This is a genomic window from Salmonella sp. A29-2 (assembly GCF_020150755.1).
Lineage (GTDB): Bacteria > Pseudomonadota > Gammaproteobacteria > Enterobacterales > Enterobacteriaceae > Salmonella > Salmonella enterica.
Window position 1 is genome coordinate 4063897 of the sequence record NZ_CP083731.1, and the last position, 22342, is coordinate 4086238.

The window sequence follows — 22342 nt, forward strand, 5'->3', positions numbered from 1 at the left end:
CCCCTTCACAATCTTATTCTTTATCGCCCAGCAGCACAGATTCCAGCGCGATTTTGATCATGTCGTTGAAGGTCGTCTGACGCTCAGCGGCAGTGGTCTGCTCGTGGGTACGGATATGGTCGGACACGGTGCAGATGGTCAGCGCTTTCGCGCCAAACTCAGCCGCAACGCCGTAGATGCCCGCCGCTTCCATCTCTACGCCCAGTACGCCGTATTTTTCCATCACGTCGAACATTTCGCCGTCCGGAGAGTAGAACAGGTCAGCGGAGAACAGGTTGCCCACGCGCGCGTCTACGCCCAGCGCTTTTGCCGCGTCAACCGCGTTACGTACCATGTCGAAGTCAGCGATAGCCGCGAAGTCATGATCTTTAAAACGGATACGGTTCACTTTGGAGTCGGTGCAGGCACCCATACCGATCACCACGTCGCGCAGTTTGACGTCCATGCGCACAGCGCCGCAGGAGCCGACGCGAATGATTTTCTTCACGCCGAAATCGGTGATCAGCTCTTTGGTGTAGATGGAGCAGGACGGGATACCCATACCGTGGCCCATCACGGAGATCTTACGGCCTTTGTAAGTCCCGGTGAAACCTAACATGCCGCGAACGTTGTTCACTTCGCGGACATCTTCGAGGAAAGTCTCAGCAATGTGCTTCGCACGCAGCGGGTCGCCCGGCATCAATACGACGTCAGCGAAATCACCCATTTCTGCATTAATATGTGGAGTTGCCATCTTCAGTTCCCTTTAAATTTGTTGTTATTGCCTGATGGCGGCTACGCCTTATCAGGTCTACAAAATGTGTGTCAAAACAGTGAAATACCCTAAGGATTTCGCGTTGTAGGAAGGCGACGAATTCGTGAATCCCCGGGAGCATAGATGAACTATGTGACCGGGGTGAGCGAATGAAGTCAACGCATCTACAGCGCGAAAGACAACAGGTATCACAGCATGTTTTTACCGTAGTCCATTGGCGATGTACCAAAGTAGGTCGCCAGCGTCTGGCCGATATCCGCGAAGGTTTCACGGTGACCTAAAGAGCCCGGTTTGACTTTCGGACCGTAGATCAGCACCGGAATGTGCTCACGGGTATGGTCAGTACCAGTCCAGCTCGGGTCACAGCCGTGGTCAGCGGTCAGGATCAGAATGTCATCTTCCCCCACCAGCTCCATCAGCTCCGGCAGACGGCGGTCAAACAGCTCCAGACCTGCGGCGTAGCCCGCGATGTCGCGACGGTGGCCCCAGGAAGAGTCGAAGTCAACGAAGTTAGTGAAGACGATGGTTTTATCGCCCGCTTCTTTCATCTCTTTGAGGGTCGCGTCGAACAGCGCGTCCAGACCGGTCGCTTTCACTTTCTTAGTGATGCCGCAGTTGGCGTAGATGTCGGCAATCTTACCGACGGACACCACGTGGCCCTGTTTTTCATCGACCAGTTTCTGCAGCACGGTCGGCGCTGGCGGTTCAACGGCCAGGTCGTGACGGTTACCGGTACGCTGGAAGTTACCGGCCTTGTCGCCGATAAACGGACGCGCGATCACGCGGCCAATGTTGTAGCCGCCTTCGGTCAGCTCTTCACGGGCGATTTCGCACAGCTCGTAGAGTTTATCCAGGCCAAAGGTCTCTTCGTGGCAGGCAATCTGGAACACGGAGTCAGCGGAGGTGTAGAAAATCGGCTTGCCGGTTTTCATGTGCTCTTCGCCGAGCTGGTCCAGAATAACGGTGCCGGACGAGTGGCAGTTACCGAGATAGCCCGGCAGGTTGGCGCGTTTCACCAGCTTATCCAGCAGTTCCTGCGGGAAGCTGTTTTCGTGGTCGCTGAAATAGCCCCAGTCGAACAGTACCGGCACGCCGGCGATTTCCCAGTGGCCGGATGGCGTATCTTTGCCGGAGGACAGTTCGTGCGCCCATGCGTATGCGCCAATAACGTCCGCGTTGCCGTCCATACCGGCGGCAATTTTACCGGTAGAGCCTTCATGCGCTTTCACCAGCCCCAGACGAGTCAGGTTAGGCAGATTCAACGGGCCCTTACGGCCATTGTCAGCTTCGCCTTTGGCGCAAGCTTCTGCGATGTGGCCCAGAGTGTCGGAACCTACGTCGCCAAAACGATCCGCGTCTTCAGTAGCGCCGATGCCGAATGAGTCCAGCACCATAATAAATGCACGTTTCATATCTTCTCCGTACTTAGTGCTTCAAAAATAATTGATCAGATCAGTATACAACTATTCAGTAATTCGACGATAGACCGAAGGTGTGCTTGCTGGCGCTTTATCGTCAAGGATAATTGCCGCTTTGACGGCCTTCGCCGCTTCCTGCCAACTGGCTTCGTCTTTGGCATGAATCACCGCCAGCGGGCGCTGCCCGTCGATGCTGTCGCCCAGACGGGCCATGTCGGTAAAGCCAACGCTGTAATCAATGGTATCTGACGCCTGACGACGGCCGCCGCCCATCGAGACGACCGCCATCCCCAGCGCACGCGTATCCATTGCGCTGATAAACCCTTCGGTATCAGCATATACCGCTTTGCTCAACATGGCGGTCGGCAGGTATTTATCGTAGTTCTCAACGAAATCGCTCGGCCCTTTCTGCGCGGCCACCATACGACCAAAGACTTCTGCCGCTTTACCGTTATCCAGCACCGCCTGCAGTTTGGCACGCGCTTCGGCGTCGTCTTTCGCCAGCTGACCGGAGATCAGCATCTCCACGCATAGCGCCATAGTGACATCAAACAAGCGCGGATTGCGGTATTCACCGGTCAGGAACTGCACGGCTTCACGCACTTCCACCGCGTTACCGGCGCTTGAAGCCAGCACCTGGTTCATATCGGTTAACAACGCCGTAGTGCGAACTCCCGCGCCGTTTGCCACGCCGACAATCGCTTCAGCAAGGGCTTCAGAAAGTTCATAGGTCGGCATAAACGCGCCGCTACCGACTTTGACGTCCATTACCAGCGCATCCAGCCCTTCGGCCAGTTTCTTGGCGAGGATGGAACCGGTGATCAGCGGAATAGAGTCCACCGTCGCGGTAATGTCGCGGGTGGCGTAAAAACGTTTGTCCGCCGGTGCAAGCGAGCTGGTTTGCCCAATAATCGCCACACCCACGTCTTGAATAATTTCGCGGAAACGGTTGTCGTCCGGGAAGATATCAAAGCCCGGGATCGCTTCCAGTTTATCGAGCGTACCGCCGGTATGTCCGAGGCCGCGACCGGAGATCATCGGCACATAACCGCCGCAGGCCGCTACCATTGGCCCCAGCATCAGAGACGTCACGTCCCCTACGCCGCCGGTCGAATGCTTATCGACAATCGGGCCATTGAGATTCAGGCTTTTCCAGTCAAGGACAGTACCGGAATCCCGCATCGCCATGGTCAGCGAAACACGCTCCGGCATGGTCATATCGTGGAAGAAGATGGTCATCGCCAGGGCGGCAATCTGCCCTTCAGAGATAGTATTGTCACGAATACCATTGATAAAGAAACGAATTTCTTCGTCACTCAACGCATGACCATCACGCTTTTTACGAATAATTTCTTGTGCGAGAAACACGGTACCCTCCTGAGGGAAAAGAGTAGAAGGCTTACATCGCCGGATGGCGGCTAACGCCTTATCCGGCCTACAGGCCTGGATTTGTAGGCCGGATAAGCACAGCGCCATCCGGCAAATCAGAGCTTAGTAGCTGCTGGCGCTCTTACCGTCGCCGTGACCCAGCACTTTCAGCAGGCTTGCCAGCAGGCTGGATGCGCCAAAGCGGTAGTGACGAGAATCTGCCCAGTCAGCGCCAAACAGTTCGTCTGCAATCGCGAGGAATTTCTGCGCGTCTTCCGCCGTACGTACGCCGCCCGCCGGTTTGAAGCCAACGGTTTTAGAAACGCCCATGTCGCGGATCACTTCCATCATGATGCGCGCGCTTTCCGGCGTAGCGTTTACCGGCACTTTACCGGTAGAGGTTTTGATGAAATCCGCACCGGCTTTGATGGAGATTTCAGAGGCTTTACGAATCAGCGCCTCTTCTTTCAGCTCGCCGGTTTCGATAATCACTTTCAGCAATACGTTCGCTGCGGCACAAGCGTCTTTACAGGCTTTTACCAGGTCAAAACCCACCTGCTCGTTACCGGCGATCAACGCGCGGTACGGGAATACCACGTCCACTTCGTCAGCGCCGTAGGCGATCGCCGCACGGGTTTCCGCCAGCGCAATATCGATGTCATCATTGCCATGCGGGAAGTTAGTCACCGTTGCAATGCGGATGTCCGGGGTACCTTGTTCTTTCAGAGTTTTACGCGCAATCGGGATAAAACGCGGGTAAATACAAATCGCCGCCGTATTCCCGACCGGGGTTTTTGCCTGATGACACAACGCGATCACTTTTTCATTGGTGTCGTCATCGTTCAGAGTGGTCAGATCCATCAGTTTGAGCGCACGCAGGCTGCTTGCTTTTAAATCAGTCATGACATTCTCCAACGGCATTGCCGTATAAAATTTCACCTTGCGAGTCTGTTAATATTCTAACATTCACTCGCGATTACACTTCGATATACATCACAGTTAATGAAAACTACGTACAAATTTGCATTACTGTAATGAGATCTGAATCAAATTATCCCGCCGTCACCGCCTGTTCTTCGAGCGATAAGCGCATCAGGATCAAAGTCGGTTTGCCGCCATTTTCTACAATAGCGCATCGTCCCGGCATAAAGAGGAAACGAAGATGCCTGCCTCATGCGAAACTGCGCTCCAGCAGCGTTGCCAGCAAATTGTGACCAGCCCGGTGCTCACGCCTGAACAAAAACGCCATTTTCTGGCGCTGGAAGCTGAAAACGCCCTGCCTTATCCCACCCTGCCGGAAGATGCCCGCCAGGCGCTGGATGAAGGCGTCATTTGCGATATGTTTGAGGGGCACGCCCCCTTCAAACCGCGCTACGTGTTGCCCGATTACGCCCGATTTCTGGCTAACGGTTCACAGTGGCTGGAACTGGAAGGCGCGAAAGATCTGGATGATGCGTTATCCCTACTCACCATTCTGTATCATCACGTTCCTTCCGTGACGTCCATGCCGGTTTATCTCGGCCAGCTTGATGCGTTGCTGCAACCGTATGTTAGAATTCTAACACAAGATGCGATCGATATTCGAATAAAACGTTTCTGGCGTTATCTCGACAGAACGCTGCCAGACGCCTTTATGCATGCCAATATTGGCCCTGCCGATACGCCTGTCACACGAGCAATTTTGCGCGCTGATGCCGAGCTAAAGCAGGTGGCGCCTAACCTGACGTTTATCTACGATGCGGAAATTACGCCGGACGATCTGCTGCTGGAGGTCGCCAAAAACATTTGCGAATGCAGTAAGCCACACATTTCCAATGGCCCTGTAAATGATAAAATTTTCACAAAAGGCCATTATGGCATCGTCAGTTGTTATAACTCGCTACCGCTTGGCGGCGGCGGCAGTACGCTGGTACGTCTCAACCTGAAAGCCGTGGCAGAACGCAGTACGTCTGTCGATGACTTCTTTTCACGCACGCTACCGCACTACTGCCGACAGCAGATCGCCATCATTAATTCACGATGTGAATTCCTCTATGAAAAGTCACATTTCTTTGAGAATAGCTTTCTTGTACAGGAAGGTTTGATCGATCCCGAACGTTTTGCGCCGATGTTCGGTATGTACGGGCTGGCGGAAGCCGTGAATCTGCTGTGCGAAAACGCGGGCCTGAACGCCCGTTATGGCAAAAATGAAACGGCGAACGAGCTGGGCTACCGTATTAGCGCCCAACTGGCGGATTTCGTCGAAAATACGCCAGTGAAGTATGGCTGGAAGCAACGGGCGCTGCTCCATGCCCAGTCTGGCATCAGTTCCGATATCGGCACTACGCCGGGCGCACGTCTGCCGTATGGCGATGAACCGGACCCTATCACCCATTTGCAAACCGTCGCGCCGCACCATGCCTTTTACCATGCCGGGATCAGCGACATTCTGACGCTGGACGAAACCATCAAGCGTAATCCGCAGGCGCTGGTTCAGCTTTGTCTTGGCGCGTTCAAAGCCGGGATGCGTGAATTTACCGCCAATGTCAGCGGCAACGATCTGGTGCGCGTCACCGGCTATATGGTGCGCCTGTCGGATCTGGCGAAATTTCGCGCCGAAGGCTCGCGCACGAATACCACCTGGCTGGGAGAAGAAGCCGCACGTAATACCCGCATCCTGGAACGACAGCCACGCGTAGTCAGCCATGAACAACAGATGCGCTTTAGTCAGTAAGATCATTGCGTTTTCCTGCGTCGATGGGCCAGGCAGCCGCCTGGCATTATTCTTACAGGGCTGCAATTTGCGCTGCAAGAATTGCCATAACCCGTGGACGATGGGACGCTGTAACGACTGCGGGGAATGCGTATCGCAGTGTCCGCACCACGCCCTCAGCGTTGATGGCGGGAAAGTGGTATGGCGGTCGGACGTCTGCGAGCAGTGCGATACCTGCCTGAAAATGTGCCCACAGCAGGCAACGCCAATGGCGCAGACCATGAGCGTTGACGATGTGCTGCGTCATATTCGTAAAGCATCGCTGTTTATTGAAGGTATTACCGTCAGCGGCGGAGAGGCGACCACGCAATTACCGTTTATTGTGGCGCTATTTACAGCGATCAAAGCCGATCCGCAGTTACAACGACTGACCTGCCTGGTGGACAGTAATGGTCAGTTAAGCGAGACCGGCTGGCAGAAACTACTGCCGGTTTGCGACGGCGTAATGCTCGATCTGAAAGCCTGGAAGAGCGAGTGTCATCACCGTCTGACCGGACGTGGTAACACGCATATTAAGCACAGTATCCGCTTTCTTGCTGCGCGGGGAAAACTGGCGGAGCTGCGGTTGCTGGTTATCCCGGGTCAGGTGGACTATGCGGCGCATATCGATTCACTGGCGGCGTTTATTACTTCGCTGGGCGAGGTTCCGGTGCGTCTGAATGCCTTTCATGCGCATGGCGTCTATGGCGAAGCGAAAGCCTGGCCAGGCGCGACGCCGCAAGAGGTGGAACGGCTGGCAGACGGATTGCGCGCGCGTGGGGTGGCGAAGCTGATTTTGCCGACGCTATATTTATAAGCGTCGCCTGCCGGACGGCGGCTGCGATGCCATCAGAGCCGAAACAAGGTAATGGTATTGCGATACAGCGTATCGGCTATCACCTCTGCGGGCTCCGGACGTAATTCGCAGAGCGCATCAAATACGCGCGCCGCCTGCTCCGGGCGGTTCGGCTGCCCCTGAAACCCCTTTAGCGGCATATCCGGCGCATCGGTCTCCAGCAACAGCGCGTCCAGCGGCAACCGCGCCATAACATCACGGGTTTTACTGGCGCGCGGGTAGGTGATGGTGCCGCCGACGCCGATTTTATAGCCCAGTCGCACAAAGCGTTCGGCCTGTTGCAGACTGCCGGCAAAACCATGCACCACACCGGTTCGCGGTAGATCCTGGCGCTTTAAGTGCATCGCCAGTTTGTCATGCGTGCGCCGCGAGTGCAGGATCACCGGCAGATCGTAGCGTTTTGCCAGTTGCAGTTGCGCGTCTAACAATCGCTCTTGCCTGGCAAACTGCGGATCGTCGCGATAAAGATCGAGACCGATCTCGCCTACCGCCACGACGTTCTGTTGTTGCGCCAGCGCCTGTTGCAGCTTATCAGGATCGTCATCGGCATGACGCTCAATCACGATGGGGTGCAATCCCAGCGCAGCATAAAGCGACGGGAAACGCGCCGCCAGCGCCAGCACGCGGGAAAAGTGAGCCGCCTCGGTCGCCGGCACGATGATTTTTTCAACGCCCGCCTCACAGGCACGCTGAATACTGGCGCGCTCATCGCCCGTAAAGGGCGGGAAATCAAAATGGCAATGCGTATCGATAAAGCGCCAGCTCACGCCAGATCCTCGTCGGTAAATGTGGTGTCGTTTGCCTGCGGCGCGCTAATGACCTCCGCCACATGCGTATCATTGGCCACCGGCGCCGGAGGCACGACCACCGTTTCCGGCACGGCAATCCGCGACGTATGGCGCAAGAGAGGCGGCGTTGCGGCGAGCAATTTACCAACGGTGGCAAGGAAATAACGCCCGCATAATCGCCCGGTTTTGTAATCCTCACGCAGCGCCGGGATACGGCTGCCCAGCGCCATGCTGTGCAGCGGTTTCGGCGGATAAACTTCAATGATCCGCAGCTTACCCGGCGGCTTTTCAATAAATTGTTGGATCGCGCTGTAGGACGTTTCATGATGCTGCACCAGGTTGACCAACGGCTGTAGACTGCTCTCTCCCAGCCAGCGCTCCATACGCTTAAACCACTGCGGCGTGTAATACATTTGCGAGGGTACGGTGCGGATCACCACAATGGTTTTCGCCCCCCGCTTTGCCGCCTCCTGAACCGGAATGGCGTCGCTAATGCCACCGTCCAGATAGTTGATGCCCTCTAACGTAACGCCGGTACGGTAGAAACCCGGTATGGCGCTGGAGGCGCGAATGATATCAAGCCAGTTTTGTTTTGTCGGCGAGAAATAGCCCGGCGTGTAATCATCCCCCCGGCAGGCGCACATATAAAAGGATTTTCCGCTGTCGAACAGGCGCGCTGCGGTATCCATCTGCAGCGGCATCCGGGCGGCGGTGGACTCCACCAGCCAGTCGAGGTCGATAAGGTTTCCTCCGCGTACAAATCGCAGCGGATCAAAAAATTCGCGCCTGGTGGTATAGCGCATAATGACTTTACGCCCGTAGCCGGGCTGGTTGCAGAGATACGCCGAGAGATTTTGCGCACCGGCTGATGTGCCGAAGTAGAGATGGAAAGGATTAAACTGCGCACGCATAAACTCATCCAGCACGCCTGCGGTAAAGATACCCCGCTGCCCCCCGCCCTCACAGACCAGCGCCATACGGCCTGGCCGGAACGGTGTTAATGATAACGGCGCAATATTGCCGAGCGTAACCGGTATTCGCTGGCCCACTTCTGCCTTCCTGTTTTTCATTTTTTTCCAGGCTGACAAGGTAACGCAAAACGTTAACGGCTAAAACCGTAAAAGCCAGTCCGCTGGACTGGCTTGATAGCAATATATCTTTACAGCTGCCTGCTAGGGTCGTTTACGGCCCATGAACAGGCTGACCAGGAAGAGCACGATCCCGACGACGAAGACGATTTTCGCCGCGCCGGCAGCCGTACCAGCCAGTCCACCAAAACCCAATGCGGCGGCAATTAACGCGATAACCAGAAATATAATGCCCCAACGAAACATAAGCCTCTCCTTTACCATAGTTAATGTCGACCGCTAAATATGAGCGCTCAGGCTACTCATTCGCGATATTTTTAGTGTGGTGCACATTACGCCTCCCGACAAACGTCGGGAGGACGAATTACGACGAATTACTGAACTTTCAGATCGTTTTTAACACTTTTTACGCCATCAACGGCTTTCGCGATACTTTCAGCGCGGTCGCTTTGTTCCTGAGTTTCAACAGTACCGGAGAGCTGTACGACGCCATCGGTCGTTTCCACTTTTACTTTACGGGAAGGGACGAGATCGTCCGCCAGCAACTTGGCTTTGACTTCACTGGTCGTGGCCGTATCGCCGGCATAACCTTTCACGGAACCTTCTTTATTGTCGCGAACGTGAAGTTTGTCGCTAACGGAGGTCACGCCTTCTACGCCTTTCGCCACTTTCACGGCGGCTTCAGCCTGCGCCTGGCTTTCTACAAAGCCGCTCAGGGTGACGACTTTCTGATTGGTTTCGACAGAAATATCGGTGCTTTTAATATTGTCATGGTCTACCAGCGCAGCTTTGACTTTCGCAGTGATAGCGCTGTCATCCATGAAGTTACCGACTTTATTCATAGAGCTATCGACTTTTTGCCCTGCGGTTTCGGTTCCGCTTTGCGCCTTGTCCGTTGTTGCGTTTTCTGCAAAGGCAGAACCTGTCGCAACAGCAGAGGTCAACATTACGGCCAGCAGAGTTTTAGAAATCTTCAGTCTTGTCATAGTCATCGATTTTGTCCTGTATAGTTTGCTCGTAATTTGAGCTCAGGCAACACGAGGTTGCATTGCTGAATGCGGTGAAACTCACCGGTTTCTGAAGTCAATGACTGGCATCACATTCGTGAATTTGTAACGACGCGTCGCCTGCCACCCTTCCGTTTCAGTTATTAATATCGTGACTGAAACAAATCTCAGCTTTAAGCTCTCATATTCACGCATTGAACAGGCATTAAAGCCGACATTTATGTCATCACTTTGTTAAATATAGATCACAATTTTAAAATCGCTTGTCGGTGCGTATAAAAAACAGGCAGATCGGAGAAAAAACGCGGGATTTAAGAACATTCCGTAAGCGGTTAAAAAGGCAGGGAAAGTACGAAGGCGCGGCGGATGCCGCGCCCGGAAAGGGATCAGTGTTCGCGCGTTTTACGGAACTGAACGTCAGGGTAACGTTCCTGGGTCAGGTTCAGGTTAACCATCGTGGGGGCGATATAGGTGAGGTTGTCGCCGCCATCCAGCGCCAGCTGCGTTTCATTCTTACGCTTAAACTCTTCGAATTTCTTCGCATCGGCGCTTTCCACCCAGCGCGCCGTCGCCACGTTGACGGATTCATAAATCGCCTCAACGTTGTATTCGCTTTTCAGGCGCGCGACAACAACGTCAAACTGCAGAACGCCCACGGCGCCGACAATCAGATCGTTGTTGGAGATGGGACGGAATACCTGCACCGCCCCCTCTTCAGAAAGCTGCACCAGCCCTTTCAGTAGCTGCTTCTGCTTGAGCGGATCTTTCAGGCGAATACGACGGAACAGTTCCGGCGCAAAGTTCGGGATACCGGTAAACTTCATCATCTCGCCCTGGGTGAAGGTATCGCCGATCTGAATGGTGCCGTGGTTATGCAGACCCAAAATATCGCCCGGGTACGCTTCTTCAACGTGCGAACGGTCGCCCGCCATAAAAGTTAACGCGTCGGAAATCACCACATCTTTGCCGGTACGGACCTGGCGTAGCTTCATGCCCTTCTCATACTTACCGGAAACCACGCGCATAAACGCCACGCGGTCGCGGTGTTTCGGGTCCATATTGGCCTGAATTTTAAAGACAAAACCGGTGAACTTCTCTTCTGAGGCTTCCACTGTGCGGGTATCGGTTTGACGCGGCATCGGCGCGGGCGCCCACGCCACTAAACCATCCAGCATATGGTCAACGCCAAAGTTACCCAGCGCGGTACCGAAAAATACCGGGGTAATTTCCCCTGCCAGGAACAGCTCTTCATCAAACTCGTTAGACGCGCCCTGCACCAGTTCCAGCTCGTCGCGCAGCTGTTGCGCCAGGTCTTCACCGACGGCGGCGTCCAGATCCGGGTTATTCAGCCCTTTAACGATGCGCACTTCCTGAATGGTGTGGCCCTTACCGGTCTGATACAGATAAGTTTCATCTTTATAAAGGTGATAAACGCCCTTAAACAGCTTGCCGCAGCCAATCGGCCAGGTGATCGGCGCGCAGCCGATTTTCAGCTCATTTTCCACTTCATCCAGCAGTTCCATCGGGTCGCGGATGTCACGGTCGAGTTTGTTCATAAAGGTCAGGATCGGCGTATCGCGCAGACGGGTAACTTCCATCAGCTTACGAGTCCTGTCTTCAACGCCTTTCGCAGCGTCGATCACCATCAGGCAGCAGTCCACCGCCGTCAGGGTACGGTAGGTATCTTCGGAGAAGTCTTCGTGCCCCGGGGTGTCCAGCAGGTTCACCAGACAGTCGTGATACGGGAACTGCATCACCGAGGTAGTGATAGAGATACCACGCTGTTTTTCCATCTCCATCCAGTCAGATTTTGCATGTTGGCTGGAGCCACGGCCTTTTACCGTACCGGCGGTCTGAATCGCCTGTCCGAACAGCAACACTTTTTCGGTAATGGTGGTTTTACCGGCGTCCGGGTGAGAAATAATGGCAAAAGTGCGGCGTTTGGCCACCTCTTGCAAATAAGGAGACAACGTCATAGTCAAATCTTCTTGAGTAAGCGTGGCGTTTGACCACGCATGTTGAATACGAAAAATGCGGCTATTTTACCCATCAACCTGGGGGAGGCAATCAGTGTTTACACAGGAGCTGCTCCAGTTCGCTTAATGACGCCACAGTCCAGGTTGGATGAATACCCGCGGGCTGCTCGCGATGATGCGCGTTAAGCCAGCAGGTCGACAGTCCGGCGTTAATGCCGCCAAGAATATCGGACTCCGCGGTATCGCCAACCATTAATACGCGCGAGCGGTCAGGATTCCCCGCCTGCTCCAGGGCGTAGTTAAAGATTTTCGGATCGGGCTTCGCGACGCCAACCTGCTCGGAAATCACCAGCAGATCGAAATACTCGCGCAGCCCGGTGCGCTCCAGACGAGTTTGTTGTAGCGCGGTAAAACCGTTAGTAATAATACCGATTTTAGCCTGCCCGCGAATCGCATTAAGTAGCGAAACGGCGCCCGGCAAAGGAGAACAGATCTCCGCCATCGCACTAATAAAAGCGTCATTCAGCAGCCCCGGCGCAACGTTTAGCCGTTCAGCCCAACTTTGAAAGCGCGCGTGCTGCAATTGTAATGAGGTAATCGCGCCGTTCTGATAATCCACCCATAGCGGCTTATTCACGGCCTGGTAATCCTGGAAATCCTCAGCGGTAAAGGTGACGCTATAGTCAAGGAACATCCGCTGTAAGCCGGTGAAAGAATCAAACGTAAACAGCGTTTCATCGGCATCAAAGAAAATCCAGTCCCACTTCATCATTACACCTTGCCTCTTTTATTACATGCTTATCGGTAACGCCATGATGATGGCGTCCTCATGCCCTTGTGCCGTGGGATAGTAATTGCGGCGAATCGTCGCCTCGTTAAACCCCAGACTTTCATACAGCGCGATGGCGGCAGCGTTAGAGGCGCGTACCTCCAGCCATAGCGTTACAACCCCACGTTTTTCCAGTTCATCAATCAGATGCTCAAGCAGCATACGCCCCAGCCCCCGACGCTGAAAATCCGGATCGACGGCAATATTGAACAGCGTCGCTTCGTCCAGCACCACCTGTGTAATGGCAAACGCGGCCATTCTGTCATCAGCGGTCAGCTTAAGGTTGAGATACCGTTCGCCCTGGTTGCCGAAAAACGTTTTTTCGCTCCACGGAAACGCATGAGCGCGTTGCTCAATCTGCCAGGCTGCGGGGAGATCGGTCGTGCTGAGGATAGAAATCGTGTTCATGTTCGCAGATTTGTTGCCATAGTGCGGCGCGTGCCGCCGGGTTTGCCCGGAGTTCATTAAACGCCGGCGTCGTGACCTGAGCGCCTTCGAGTTGGAGCGGCGCGTCAGTTCCTAACCGCCAGCTATTACAACGGCTGCCCTGCGGCAGCATGGCGACGCGCTCAGGCGCCAGGGGTAAAACCTGATCGGGACTCACGGTCAACGCGCGTAAAATATCGCGCATTAGCGGCTCGTTCAGCGCGGGTAATTCCTCTGCAACCACGATCAGACGAACGTGCGCGGGAAGGGAAATCGCAATCTCGCCCTGTAGCGCGCCAGGACGTCGCAGCGCCCACTGCGTAATACCCAGTTGCTGTAACTGCCAGTCTCGTCGGGATGTCATAGCGAAACGCTCCTGTAATCAGGGGCGCAAATATAGCAAATCTGTCGAATCTCCGCCATCAAACTACTATAATCGCCGCCAGTCTGAATTAAGGAGCATTCCATGTCTGCTTTTACCCCGGCAAGTGAAGTCTTGCTGCGCCACAGTGATGATTTCGAACAAAGCCGTATTCTTTTTGCCGGAGATTTGCAGGATGACCTGCCCGCGCGCTTTGAATGCGCCGCCAGCCGCGCGTATACGCAACAGTTTCACCACTGGCAGGCGTTAAGCCGCCAGATGGGCGATAACGTCCGTTTTAGCCTGGTCGCGCAAGCCAGCGATGTCGCTGACTGCGATACGCTGATCTACTACTGGCCGAAAAATAAACCCGAAGCGCAGTTCCAGTTGATGAATATTTTGTCGCTGATGCCGGTGGGCGTCGATGTTTTCGTCGTGGGGGAAAACCGCAGCGGCGTGCGTAGCGCCGAACCAATGCTGGCGGACTATGCGCCGCTGAACAAAGTAGATAGCGCGCGACGTTGCGGCCTTTACCATGGTCGTCTGGAAAAGCAGCCGCAGTTTAGTCTTGAATCCTGGTGGGCCGAGTACAATATCGACGGGCTGACCATCAAAACGTTGCCGGGCGTATTCAGCCGCGACGGACTGGATGTTGGTAGCCAACTGCTGCTGTCTACGCTGACGCCGCACACCAAAGGTAAAGTGCTGGATGTCGGCTGCGGCGCTGGCGTGCTTTCCGCCGCGCTGGCCAGCCATTCGCCGAAAGTGCGCCTGACGCTGTGTGACGTCAGCGCGCCGGCGGTGGAAGCCAGCCGCGCTACGCTTGCCGCTAATGGTCTTGAAGGCGAGGTATTCGCCAGCAACGTCTTTTCGGAAGTCAAAGGACGTTTTGACATGATCATCTCCAACCCGCCGTTCCACGACGGAATGCAAACCAGCCTCGATGCGGCGCAAACGCTCATTCGCGGCGCGGTACGTCATCTCAACAGCGGCGGGGAGTTACGCATCGTGGCGAACGCCTTTCTGCCCTATCCTAAGATTCTGGATGAGACTTTTGGCTTCCATGAAGTCATCGCGCAAACCGGGCGCTTTAAGGTTTATCGTACCGTGATGACCCGTCAGGCGAAGAAATAGTTGGCCTGATAAGCGCAGCGCCATCTGGTTGCATGTGCCGGATGGCGACGCAAAGCGTCTTATCCAACCTACGTCTCGCGCCCATTTTTGCAGCAATCAATCTATCCCATGCAATTAACTATTGACGAATAGCTGAAAACCACTAGAATGCGCCTCCGTGGTAGTGATTCTTTTCAAGAATCGATGGTATGCGAAGGTGGCGGAATTGGTAGACGCGCTAGCTTCAGGTGTTAGTGTCCTTACGGACGTGGGGGTTCAAGTCCCCCCCCTCGCACCAAAACCACGTTGATATTGCTCGCACTGGGCGAAGGTGGCGGAATTGGTAGACGCGCTAGCTTCAGGTGTTAGTGTTCTTACGGACGTGGGGGTTCAAGTCCCCCCCCTCGCACCAACGAGGCGATATCAAAAAGTAAGATAACTGTGCGAAGGTGGCGGAATTGGTAGACGCGCTAGCTTCAGGTGTTAGTGTCCTTACGGACGTGGGGGTTCAAGTCCCCCCCCTCGCACCAATTATCTTATCCTTCCTTTGTCTCTTCATTTTCATCCCTGATTCCAGTTCATCATTGCCAACATCATGCCGCCAATAAGCGCTATACACGATGGCAGCAGTACAAAATGCCGTAATTGTTTGTGATACAACATCAGCGCAGACAGTAGCAATCCTGATACAATCAACAGCTTCAGCGCATCAGCTGACAGGCCGATAAACGCCAGTCCAACGATAATCACTCCAGGCAATAATACGCCCCATCCGCTGCCTAACGTCCGCTGCAACATGGTTTCACCTCTGGAATTGATAATGATAACCAATATCATATGATATATTTTCTCATTTGTCAGCCAGGGAGAAAGCTAAAGAGATGAGTTTTACTTAACGGTTGATGACACGTATTCAGTAAGGTGATAAATTGTCCGACTGTTAACGTAAAAACAACAACACCTCGCTTTAGGCGACCTTTTCTCATACGTTATTTTCATGTTGGCGCCCGATTCCGTGTATATCACCGATAAATAACGACAATTACCCATGACAACACCATCCTGGCGGTCGCTTCGTATTAAGAAGTATCAGTTTTCTTTACGTCTTTTCTTGTTTCTCAACGCCGTGTCGGCGCTATTTACTCTCGTTTTCCCCCTTTATCAGATCAATGTATTTTGCACGCCAATGATCGGGATAGTGGTCCTGAGCGTATTACTGTTGATATGGCATGGGAAATATGGACAAAAAAGAATTAATCTCCCCTTTATCTCCCTACTCTTTGGGGGAATATGGGCGGCGCATATTGCGCTAAAGTATCCGGCGTTAGGCCATTATGATTTCTCTTTTTTACTGATTTCCCTGCTTAGCGTTCTGTTTATCGGCTCGATAGCCTTTGCCGCGAATATCGTCGCGTTTACGCTCTATTCGCTACCGCCAGTCGCGGTCTGCCTGTGGCTGAACGGTAATGAACAAGGTTTGCGAATTCTCTATTTGCTGGCCCTGCCAATGGTGGGAATCGCTATTCAACATGTTATCCAGAAACGCTACGATAATTTTGCCCAACAGCTCATGTTTAAGCTGCTGGCCGAGCGGGAAACCCTCAATGGCCTGAGTATGCTTGATCCATTAACCGGCTTATATAACCGCCGTGGCCTGCAAAATCGGCTGGATACGTTACAGGCGCCGGGCAGCCATAAACACTACGTCCTGCTATTGGATATCGATCATTTCAAAGCGTACAACGATCACTACGGTCATATGATGGGCGATCAGGCGTTAATCCGCGTCTCAGCGGCAATTCGGGACGCCGTGCGATCGCGCGATGTCGTCTGCCGTTTTGGCGGGGAAGAATTTCTGGTGTTGCTGACCACCGCCGAACCACAGCAAGCCCGCGCTACCGCAGAACGTATCCGACAGGAAGTATACGATCTTAAAATCCCGCATATGTTTAACGAAAGCGTCGCCACCAATGTCACTGTCAGTATCGGCATTGCGCCCCTGACGGATCGCAATATCGGAGACGCTATCGAAAAAGCGGATAAAGCGCTCTACGAAGCCAAGCATCTTGGACGTAACCACATTCTGGTCAGCGACGACATGCGCGCCCTATGAATCCTGTTGGCGTAATCATGCTACGCCAACAGCGTTAACCATAAACCGCTTGCCATCGTTTATCGCTATCGATAGGATTAGCAATCATTATCATTTAGATTAACATCATTAAACTGCGCTATGGCCTACCGTTCCGCACCGATTGCTGACGACATTATCTGGCGAGCTGCTCCCCAGCCGGAAGACGCCTCGCTGGCGGACGCAGTACGCGAGACGATCGCCTCTACCCGTAAGCACCTGTTGGACTTCATCCGGCTGGATGAAACGCCGCCGCCAACGGCGATGACTCTTGCCCAGTGGACGCGCCCCGCGGCGTTTCGTTCATTGCTGGCCGCCTATTCCGATCACATCTATCGGCACACGCCAGGCCTGCCACGTGAAAATAAGCCGTTACTCTCCCTGTGGGCGCAATGGTATATCGGGCTGATGACGCCGCCGCTGATGCTGGCATTACTGACGCAAGCGCGCGCTATCAATGTCTCGGCAGAACATATTCACGTTGAATTTCATGAAACCGGGCGCGCCGCGTGTTTCTGGCTTGATGTGCATCAGGATAACCTGGCAACGGGGCGTTCCCCGGAAGAACGAATGGAAACGCTGGTAGTCTCCGCACTACAGCCGGTCATTCAGGCGCTGGAGGCGACTGGCGACATCAACGCGAAACTTATCTGGAGCAATACCGGTTATTTAATTAACTGGTATCTGACTGAGATGAAACCGCTGCTTGGCGAAGCCCTGCTGGCAACGCTACGCCAGCGCTGTTTTTTTGAAAAGCAGCTATCCGACGGTCAGGATAACCCGCTGTGGCGGACCGTCGTAATGCGCGACGGTCTTCTGGTACGCAGAACCTGCTGCCAACGTTACCGCTTACCTGACGTACAGCAGTGCGGCGACTGCACGCTAAAGTAAACTGCGTTACGTTGCCTTCAGTTATCGTCACGGCTTACTGCTGCTGGCCTGTCACATTATTTTATTTACAGCGGCGCTCTCCGTATGCCAAATTACGTTTTGCCATTTTTGGGTCTACCGTGGCTATTGGTAAGGTCTCAGGAGAGAAGAATGAGTCTGCAATCTGTACGGCAATTTCTGGCCGATCATGCTCCCGATATTGAAATTATCGAATTAAATCAAAGCACAGCGACTGTCGAGCTGGCAGCCAAAGCGCACAACGTAGAGCCAGGGCAGATAGCTAAGACGCTCTCGCTTAAAGTAAAAGACACCATTATCCTGGTGGTCGCGAAAGGCGATGCCCGCCTGGATAATAAGAAGCTTAAAACCACTTTCGGCGCAAAAGCGCGTATGTTGAGCAGCGATGAAGTGGTCAATGCAACCGGACATCCTGTCGGCGGCGTATGTCCTTTCGGGCTGGAGCACCCGCTGCCCGTTTATTGCGACATCTCTCTGAAGGGGTATAACGAAGTATTGCCTGCCGCAGGCGCCACGCACAGCGCGGTACGCATCACGCCGGAAAGAATGGCTGAACTGACATCGGCGACCTGGGTAGACGTGTGCCAATAACGTGCCTGGCACCCTGCTTCCCCGAACAAGCACGGCGCATCCGGCGCGGGCTATACCCGATGCTGGAGCGCGGTAGCATCGCCGGCGCGCAGATATAACAGAATATCCGCCGCATCGAGTAACCCGGCATCAGAACTCACGCCCAGCTTGGACATCACATTAAACTTATGCGCCCGGATAGTCTTAATGTTACGTTCTAACTGGACGGCAATTTGCGGCATTGAGTAGCCGTTCGACATGAAACGCAGAATCTCCCGCTCGGTTGGACTAAGCATACAATTCTGGTGAAGTTCCCAAAGATTGTCTGTACGCTCCGTTGTCCGCCGGGCGCTATTAAGCGATGTAAATAAGGCATCCTGTAAAACATCCAACGGCGACGCTTTGCTGATGACCCCATCCAGCGGCAGCGGGGATAGCGCGCTGATTAAGCGGGCTTCAGCATCATCATCGGCAATCACCAGACGCCGCATATGGGGATAATTTATCGCCAGTTCCGTCAGGCTGGATAATCCTGTCCGGCGTTCAGTTCTTAACGCAGAAAGAGAAAAAATAACGGCAGAAAACGGCGTCTTTAGCGCAGCCTTATAAAACGCGGATGGTTTTGAAAAAATATGAAGCGTATGTCGGCAATCCGGCATTGCATCAAATAGCCCTTTAATACCAATGGTGCTCATCACGCATTTTTCTACGAGCGCAACATTTCTCTTGCTGATTCTGTTTTCCATTCCATGGTTTCTCCATATACCGAAGGTAGGTTCAATTCTCTGGCTCCCTGAGAACTGTTTATCCATGCATACATCTCTGCATTACTGTGTATTGATAAGCGTCGCATGGCGCTATTTTTTTGGGCGCTAATTGTTTTATTACTTTTTTTAAGTAACGCCGCAATTTGGTTAATGCCCCACCCTTTTCCTAAAAGGCGTAATACTTTTCGTTCAGACAGCGTAAGGACAATCGGCCTGTCGTGGGCCTGCTGAATTTCAGACGGTACCTGAGGCGATAATAACGTTTTGCTTATTCTTTCTGAGCGAGCGTTTCCCGCATGGATAACGCTAATAAGATTCTCGATTGGCTCTTCGTCTGAAAGCAAGGTGCTGACGGGGCCCATCAGGAGATCAACTGCATGTGGATAGCAGGATTTAGGAACCAGAAATATCCAATGTATGTCGCGATATTGCGAGATTAAGCTATAAAAATATTCGCAGATAGCGCGGGAAGAGGCATTGTTAACTGCTAAATCAGCAATAACTAAATTACTCCGGCGTAGCTGTAGCAGCGTTAGCTCTTCTATCGTACGGCAATACGCCAGTTTATAATCGGGGAAATTACCTGTTATAGCCCCTTTAAGACCTTCCTGTATAAGAGGGGTTTTACTGATAATAAGTCCATTTTTGCAGCATCCTGGCAGCATAATTCCTCCGCACCCACGCCGCCCCCTTTCATTGCCCCATTAATAAAAACACTATTAACAATGATCGCAAAGAAATATAGGCCGAGTGGATTAATTATCCTTGTTTTATTTTTAAATATCTAACATCGATTGCGCTACAATCCACATAGCACAAAAACATGAAATCACTATCGCATAGTTACTCATAAAACCAGAAGCAAGACAATTAAATTAACTAAATTTGCACATTAGCAATTCTAACGAAAACTCATCATATTAATAAATTTAAAATATGAGTTCGTCCTTCATTCATATTGCTGAGTCCTAAAACAAAAGCCCAACAATACTGTCTACCATCCATAAAACCCATGTAATATCTGCGAATTACACTAAGGTATGCCTATTTTTACGCCCGCTGCTCACGCCATTGTGGTTAAACCATTAATGCATATCGTTGATAAAATTCACCACATCATTGATTCAAAAATGAGCGGCCAGGCTGGCATAATGCCTCTATTCTGGAAACGGACATACGAGAACCGTCGCCCATAAGGATATCCTGTCTGTGACGAAGCGCACGTCTCAGGAAGCTTATGCGTTGCGTCTGGTAGTTGACGTTTTTATCAACAAGAAATTGATCTTAACCAACGCCATCATGCCTGCGCTTCGTGTTAAAAAGAAAGCCTCTGTCATAGTGGCGGCGCATAGAATGTCTTTTCGGACAGGACGAGTCATGCAAGAAGAGCAATCAATTCAACGAGCAGTAACACGGTTATGTATTCAATGCGGGCTGCTTTTATTGCAGCACGGGGCGGAAAGCGCACTGGTTGATGAGCTTTCCACCCGACTCGGTTTGGCGCTCGGTATGGATAGCGTCGAAAGCGCGATCTCCTCTAACGCCATTGTACTGACGACCATTAAAGACGGACAATGTCTGACATCGACACGTAAAAACCAGGATCGCGGCATTAATATGCACGTCGTCACGGAGGTTCAGCATATCGTTATCCTCGCGGAACATCGTCTGCTGGATTACAAAGGCGTGGAAAAACGCTTTAGCCAGCTCCGCCCGCTGCGCTATCCGCGCTGGCTGGTGGCGTTTATGGTCGGTCTTTCCTGCTCCTGCTTTTGTAAGCTGAATAATGGCGGCTGGGATGGCGCGGTTATCACCTTTTTCGCCAGTATGATAGCCATGTATATTCGCCAGATGCTGGCGCAGCGGCATTTACATCCGCAGATCAATTTTTGCATTACCGCCTTTGTCGCTACCACGATTTCCGGGCTGATGCTCACCCTTCCCGCCTTTAGCCAGACGCCCACTATCGCCATGGCGGCGAGCGTACTGCTACTGGTGCCGGGCTTTCCGCTGATTAATTCCGTGGCAGATATGTTTAAAGGACATATTAATACCGGGCTGGCGCGCTGGGCTATCGCCAGCCTGTTGACACTGGCCACCTGTGTGGGCGTAGTGATGTCAATGACAATATGGGGGCTACGAGGATGGGTATAATCGACTTTTTACTGGCGCTAATGCAGGACATGATCTTGTCTGCGATCCCCGCCGTCGGGTTTGCGATGGTCTTTAATGTTCCCCACCGGGCGCTTCCGTGGTGCGCGCTACTGGGGGCGCTGGGTCATGGCTCGCGTATGCTGATGATGAGCGCTGGTTTTAATATCGAATGGTCGACGTTTATGGCTTCGCTACTGGTCGGCAGTATTGGTATTCAGTGGTCACGCTGGTATCTCGCTCACCCTAAAGTGTTTACCGTCGCGGCCGTGATCCCGATGTTTCCGGGGATTTCCGCCTATACCGCGATGATTTCCGCAGTAAAAATTAGCCATCTGGGCTATAGCGAACCGATGATGATTACGCTGCTGACCAATTTTCTGAAAGCCTCTTCCATTGTTGGCGCGCTCTCAATTGGCCTCTCTGTACCGGGATTATGGCTGTACCGCAAACGCCCCCGCGTGTGAATGGTGGAACGCCTCCTGCTGTTCTTACAGGTCTGTGTGGTACTATAAAAACAGTCGCCCTTCTCGGTTGTTGTTCCATATTGAGAAACATTATGTCTTCCAGAATTTTAACGTCGGACGTCATCGGTATTGACGCCCTTTTACACGATCATCATGCTGTGCTGGCGAAGTCAACGGGCGGCGCAGTGGCGGTATTCGCTAATAATGCGCCTGCCTTTTATGCCGTGACGCCTGCACGCATGGCTGAACTGCTGGCGCTTGAAGAAAAGTTATCACGTCCGGGAAGCGATGTGGCGTTAGACGCGCAATTTTACGAAGAACCCGAAGCCGCCCCCGTTGCGATTCCCTGCGGAAAATTCGCCATGTATCCCGCCTGGCAGCCGGATGCGGATTTTCAGCGTCAGGCTGCCCTTTGGGGAGTGGCGCTTCGGGAGCCGGTCACCGCAGAAGAGCTGGCGGCGTTTATCGCCTACTGGCAGGCGGAAGGTAAGGTTTTTCACCATATCCAGTGGCAGCAAAAGCTGGCGCGCAGCGTGCAAATCAGCCGTTCCAGCAATGGCGGAATGCCGCAGCGCGACATCAATAGCGTCAGCGAACCTGACAATCATATTCCACCAGGTTTTAGGGGGTAA

General features: G+C 53.1%; 24 protein-coding genes and 3 tRNA genes. 12 read left to right on the forward strand and 15 right to left on the reverse strand.

The genetic code is table 11. From position 1 onward, the window contains the following. Positions 1 to 13: 13 nt before the first annotated feature. The 4 genes from deoD to deoC all read right to left on the reverse strand — a co-directional run bounded on the left by deoD (position 14) and on the right by deoC (position 4443). Entirely contained in the window at positions 14 to 733 is a 720-nt protein-coding gene (gene deoD, locus K8W53_RS19820) for a purine-nucleoside phosphorylase (RefSeq protein ID WP_000224864.1), read from the reverse strand. Positions 734 to 942: 209 nt separating this feature from the next. After that, positions 943 to 2166, reverse strand: coding sequence for a phosphopentomutase (gene deoB / locus K8W53_RS19825; RefSeq protein WP_000816454.1), 1224 nt, complete (start codon positions 2164 to 2166; stop codon positions 943 to 945). 51 nt (positions 2167 to 2217) lie between these two features. Beyond that, positions 2218 to 3540, reverse strand: a complete 1323-nt coding sequence (gene deoA, locus K8W53_RS19830; protein ID WP_000477838.1) for a thymidine phosphorylase — start codon at positions 3538 to 3540, stop codon at positions 2218 to 2220. A gap of 123 nt (positions 3541 to 3663) precedes the next feature. Continuing rightward, positions 3664 to 4443 (reverse strand): deoxyribose-phosphate aldolase, encoded by a 780-nt coding sequence (gene deoC, locus K8W53_RS19835; RefSeq protein ID WP_023195059.1) that lies wholly within the window; start codon positions 4441 to 4443, stop codon positions 3664 to 3666. Between the two features lie 259 nt (positions 4444 to 4702). On the opposite strand from deoC, the gene K8W53_RS19840 reads away from it, so the two are divergent. Further along, complete coding sequence (locus K8W53_RS19840; RefSeq protein ID WP_001111686.1) at positions 4703 to 6253, forward strand: YjjI family glycine radical enzyme; 1551 nt, start codon at positions 4703 to 4705, stop codon at positions 6251 to 6253. Further along, the gene (locus K8W53_RS19845; RefSeq protein ID WP_023224465.1) at positions 6225 to 7088 is read left to right on the forward strand and encodes a YjjW family glycine radical enzyme activase; all 864 of its coding nucleotides are present in this window, start codon (positions 6225 to 6227) and stop codon (positions 7086 to 7088) included. The genes K8W53_RS19840 and K8W53_RS19845 overlap by 29 nt, the downstream gene beginning before the upstream one ends. A gap of 32 nt (positions 7089 to 7120) precedes the next feature. Here K8W53_RS19845 and K8W53_RS19850 read toward each other — a convergent pair whose 3' ends face one another. The 8 genes from K8W53_RS19850 to K8W53_RS19885 form a co-directional block, all read right to left on the reverse strand. Next, the gene (locus K8W53_RS19850) at positions 7121 to 7894 is read right to left on the reverse strand and encodes a metal-dependent hydrolase (protein ID WP_023224466.1); all 774 of its coding nucleotides are present in this window, start codon (positions 7892 to 7894) and stop codon (positions 7121 to 7123) included. Continuing rightward, positions 7891 to 8964, reverse strand: a complete 1074-nt coding sequence (locus tag K8W53_RS19855; protein ID WP_023224467.1) for a patatin family protein — start codon at positions 8962 to 8964, stop codon at positions 7891 to 7893. Before K8W53_RS19855 ends, K8W53_RS19850 begins: the two co-directional genes overlap by 4 nt. A 123-nt stretch (positions 8965 to 9087) precedes the next feature. Beyond that, complete coding sequence (locus K8W53_RS19860) at positions 9088 to 9249, reverse strand: DUF1328 domain-containing protein (protein ID WP_000490276.1); 162 nt, start codon at positions 9247 to 9249, stop codon at positions 9088 to 9090. Between the two features lie 128 nt (positions 9250 to 9377). Beyond that, positions 9378 to 9995 (reverse strand): molecular chaperone OsmY, encoded by a 618-nt coding sequence (gene osmY, locus K8W53_RS19865; RefSeq protein ID WP_000178963.1) that lies wholly within the window; start codon positions 9993 to 9995, stop codon positions 9378 to 9380. A 401-nt stretch (positions 9996 to 10396) separates the two neighbouring features. Further along, positions 10397 to 11986 carry a peptide chain release factor 3 gene (prfC, locus tag K8W53_RS19870; protein WP_000175965.1) on the reverse strand — a complete coding sequence of 530 codons (1590 nt, stop codon included), beginning with the start codon at positions 11984 to 11986 and terminating at the stop codon, positions 10397 to 10399. 91 nt (positions 11987 to 12077) lie between these two features. Continuing rightward, positions 12078 to 12755, reverse strand: a complete 678-nt coding sequence (gene yjjG, locus K8W53_RS19875; protein ID WP_000870686.1) for a pyrimidine 5'-nucleotidase — start codon at positions 12753 to 12755, stop codon at positions 12078 to 12080. A 21-nt stretch (positions 12756 to 12776) separates the two neighbouring features. Beyond that, a complete protein-coding gene (gene rimI, locus K8W53_RS19880) occupies positions 12777 to 13223 on the reverse strand; it encodes a ribosomal protein S18-alanine N-acetyltransferase (RefSeq protein WP_001092435.1) in 447 nt (148 codons plus the stop codon). Further along, positions 13168 to 13605: a DNA polymerase III subunit psi gene (locus K8W53_RS19885; protein WP_000203996.1), complete on the reverse strand. Its 438-nt coding sequence runs from the start codon at positions 13603 to 13605 to the stop codon at positions 13168 to 13170. Before K8W53_RS19885 ends, rimI begins: the two co-directional genes overlap by 56 nt. A gap of 102 nt (positions 13606 to 13707) precedes the next feature. Here K8W53_RS19885 and rsmC point away from each other — a divergent pair, with 102 nt between their 5' ends. The 4 genes from rsmC to K8W53_RS19905 all read left to right on the forward strand — a co-directional run bounded on the left by rsmC (position 13708) and on the right by K8W53_RS19905 (position 15245). Next, complete coding sequence (rsmC, locus tag K8W53_RS19890) at positions 13708 to 14736, forward strand: 16S rRNA (guanine(1207)-N(2))-methyltransferase RsmC (protein ID WP_001584371.1); 1029 nt, start codon at positions 13708 to 13710, stop codon at positions 14734 to 14736. A gap of 190 nt (positions 14737 to 14926) precedes the next feature. Continuing rightward, positions 14927 to 15013 (forward strand) — tRNA-Leu (locus tag K8W53_RS19895). Positions 15014 to 15040: 27 nt separating this feature from the next. Continuing rightward, positions 15041 to 15127 (forward strand) — tRNA-Leu (locus tag K8W53_RS19900). Between the two features lie 31 nt (positions 15128 to 15158). Further along, positions 15159 to 15245 (forward strand) — tRNA-Leu (locus K8W53_RS19905). 31 nt (positions 15246 to 15276) lie between these two features. Here the strand turns inward: K8W53_RS19905 and K8W53_RS19910 are convergent. Next, positions 15277 to 15513, reverse strand: a complete 237-nt coding sequence (locus K8W53_RS19910; RefSeq protein ID WP_000941876.1) for a DUF1435 domain-containing protein — start codon at positions 15511 to 15513, stop codon at positions 15277 to 15279. Between the two features lie 250 nt (positions 15514 to 15763). Between K8W53_RS19910 and K8W53_RS19915 the strand changes: the two genes are divergently transcribed. The 3 genes from K8W53_RS19915 (at position 15764) to K8W53_RS19925 (ending at position 18346) form a co-directional block, all read left to right on the forward strand. Beyond that, a complete protein-coding gene (locus tag K8W53_RS19915; RefSeq protein ID WP_023224107.1) occupies positions 15764 to 16828 on the forward strand; it encodes a GGDEF domain-containing protein in 1065 nt (354 codons plus the stop codon). A 120-nt stretch (positions 16829 to 16948) separates the two neighbouring features. Further along, complete coding sequence (fhuF, locus tag K8W53_RS19920) at positions 16949 to 17737, forward strand: siderophore-iron reductase FhuF (RefSeq protein ID WP_023207052.1); 789 nt, start codon at positions 16949 to 16951, stop codon at positions 17735 to 17737. 150 nt (positions 17738 to 17887) lie between these two features. Beyond that, entirely contained in the window at positions 17888 to 18346 is a 459-nt protein-coding gene (locus tag K8W53_RS19925; RefSeq protein WP_000058276.1) for a YbaK/EbsC family protein, read from the forward strand. Between the two features lie 50 nt (positions 18347 to 18396). Here the strand turns inward: K8W53_RS19925 and bglJ are convergent, their stop codons facing one another. Beyond that, on the reverse strand, positions 18397 to 19071 hold the full coding sequence (gene bglJ / locus K8W53_RS19930) for a DNA-binding transcriptional activator BglJ (RefSeq protein WP_000431546.1): 675 nt from the start codon (positions 19069 to 19071) through the stop codon (positions 18397 to 18399). After that, positions 19032 to 19757: a response regulator transcription factor gene (locus K8W53_RS19935; RefSeq protein ID WP_023207051.1), complete on the reverse strand. Its 726-nt coding sequence runs from the start codon at positions 19755 to 19757 to the stop codon at positions 19032 to 19034. Before K8W53_RS19935 ends, bglJ begins: the two co-directional genes overlap by 40 nt. A 712-nt stretch (positions 19758 to 20469) precedes the next feature. On the opposite strand from K8W53_RS19935, the gene K8W53_RS19940 reads away from it, so the two are divergent. From K8W53_RS19940 to dnaT, 3 genes are all read left to right on the forward strand, one after another. Beyond that, positions 20470 to 21246, forward strand: a complete 777-nt coding sequence (locus tag K8W53_RS19940) for a threonine/serine ThrE exporter family protein (RefSeq protein ID WP_001747536.1) — start codon at positions 20470 to 20472, stop codon at positions 21244 to 21246. Beyond that, on the forward strand, positions 21237 to 21710 hold the full coding sequence (locus K8W53_RS19945) for a threonine/serine exporter (RefSeq protein ID WP_000511329.1): 474 nt from the start codon (positions 21237 to 21239) through the stop codon (positions 21708 to 21710). The genes K8W53_RS19940 and K8W53_RS19945 overlap by 10 nt, the downstream gene beginning before the upstream one ends. A gap of 92 nt (positions 21711 to 21802) precedes the next feature. Then, positions 21803 to 22342: a primosomal protein DnaT gene (gene dnaT, locus K8W53_RS19950; RefSeq protein WP_000098573.1), complete on the forward strand. Its 540-nt coding sequence runs from the start codon at positions 21803 to 21805 to the stop codon at positions 22340 to 22342.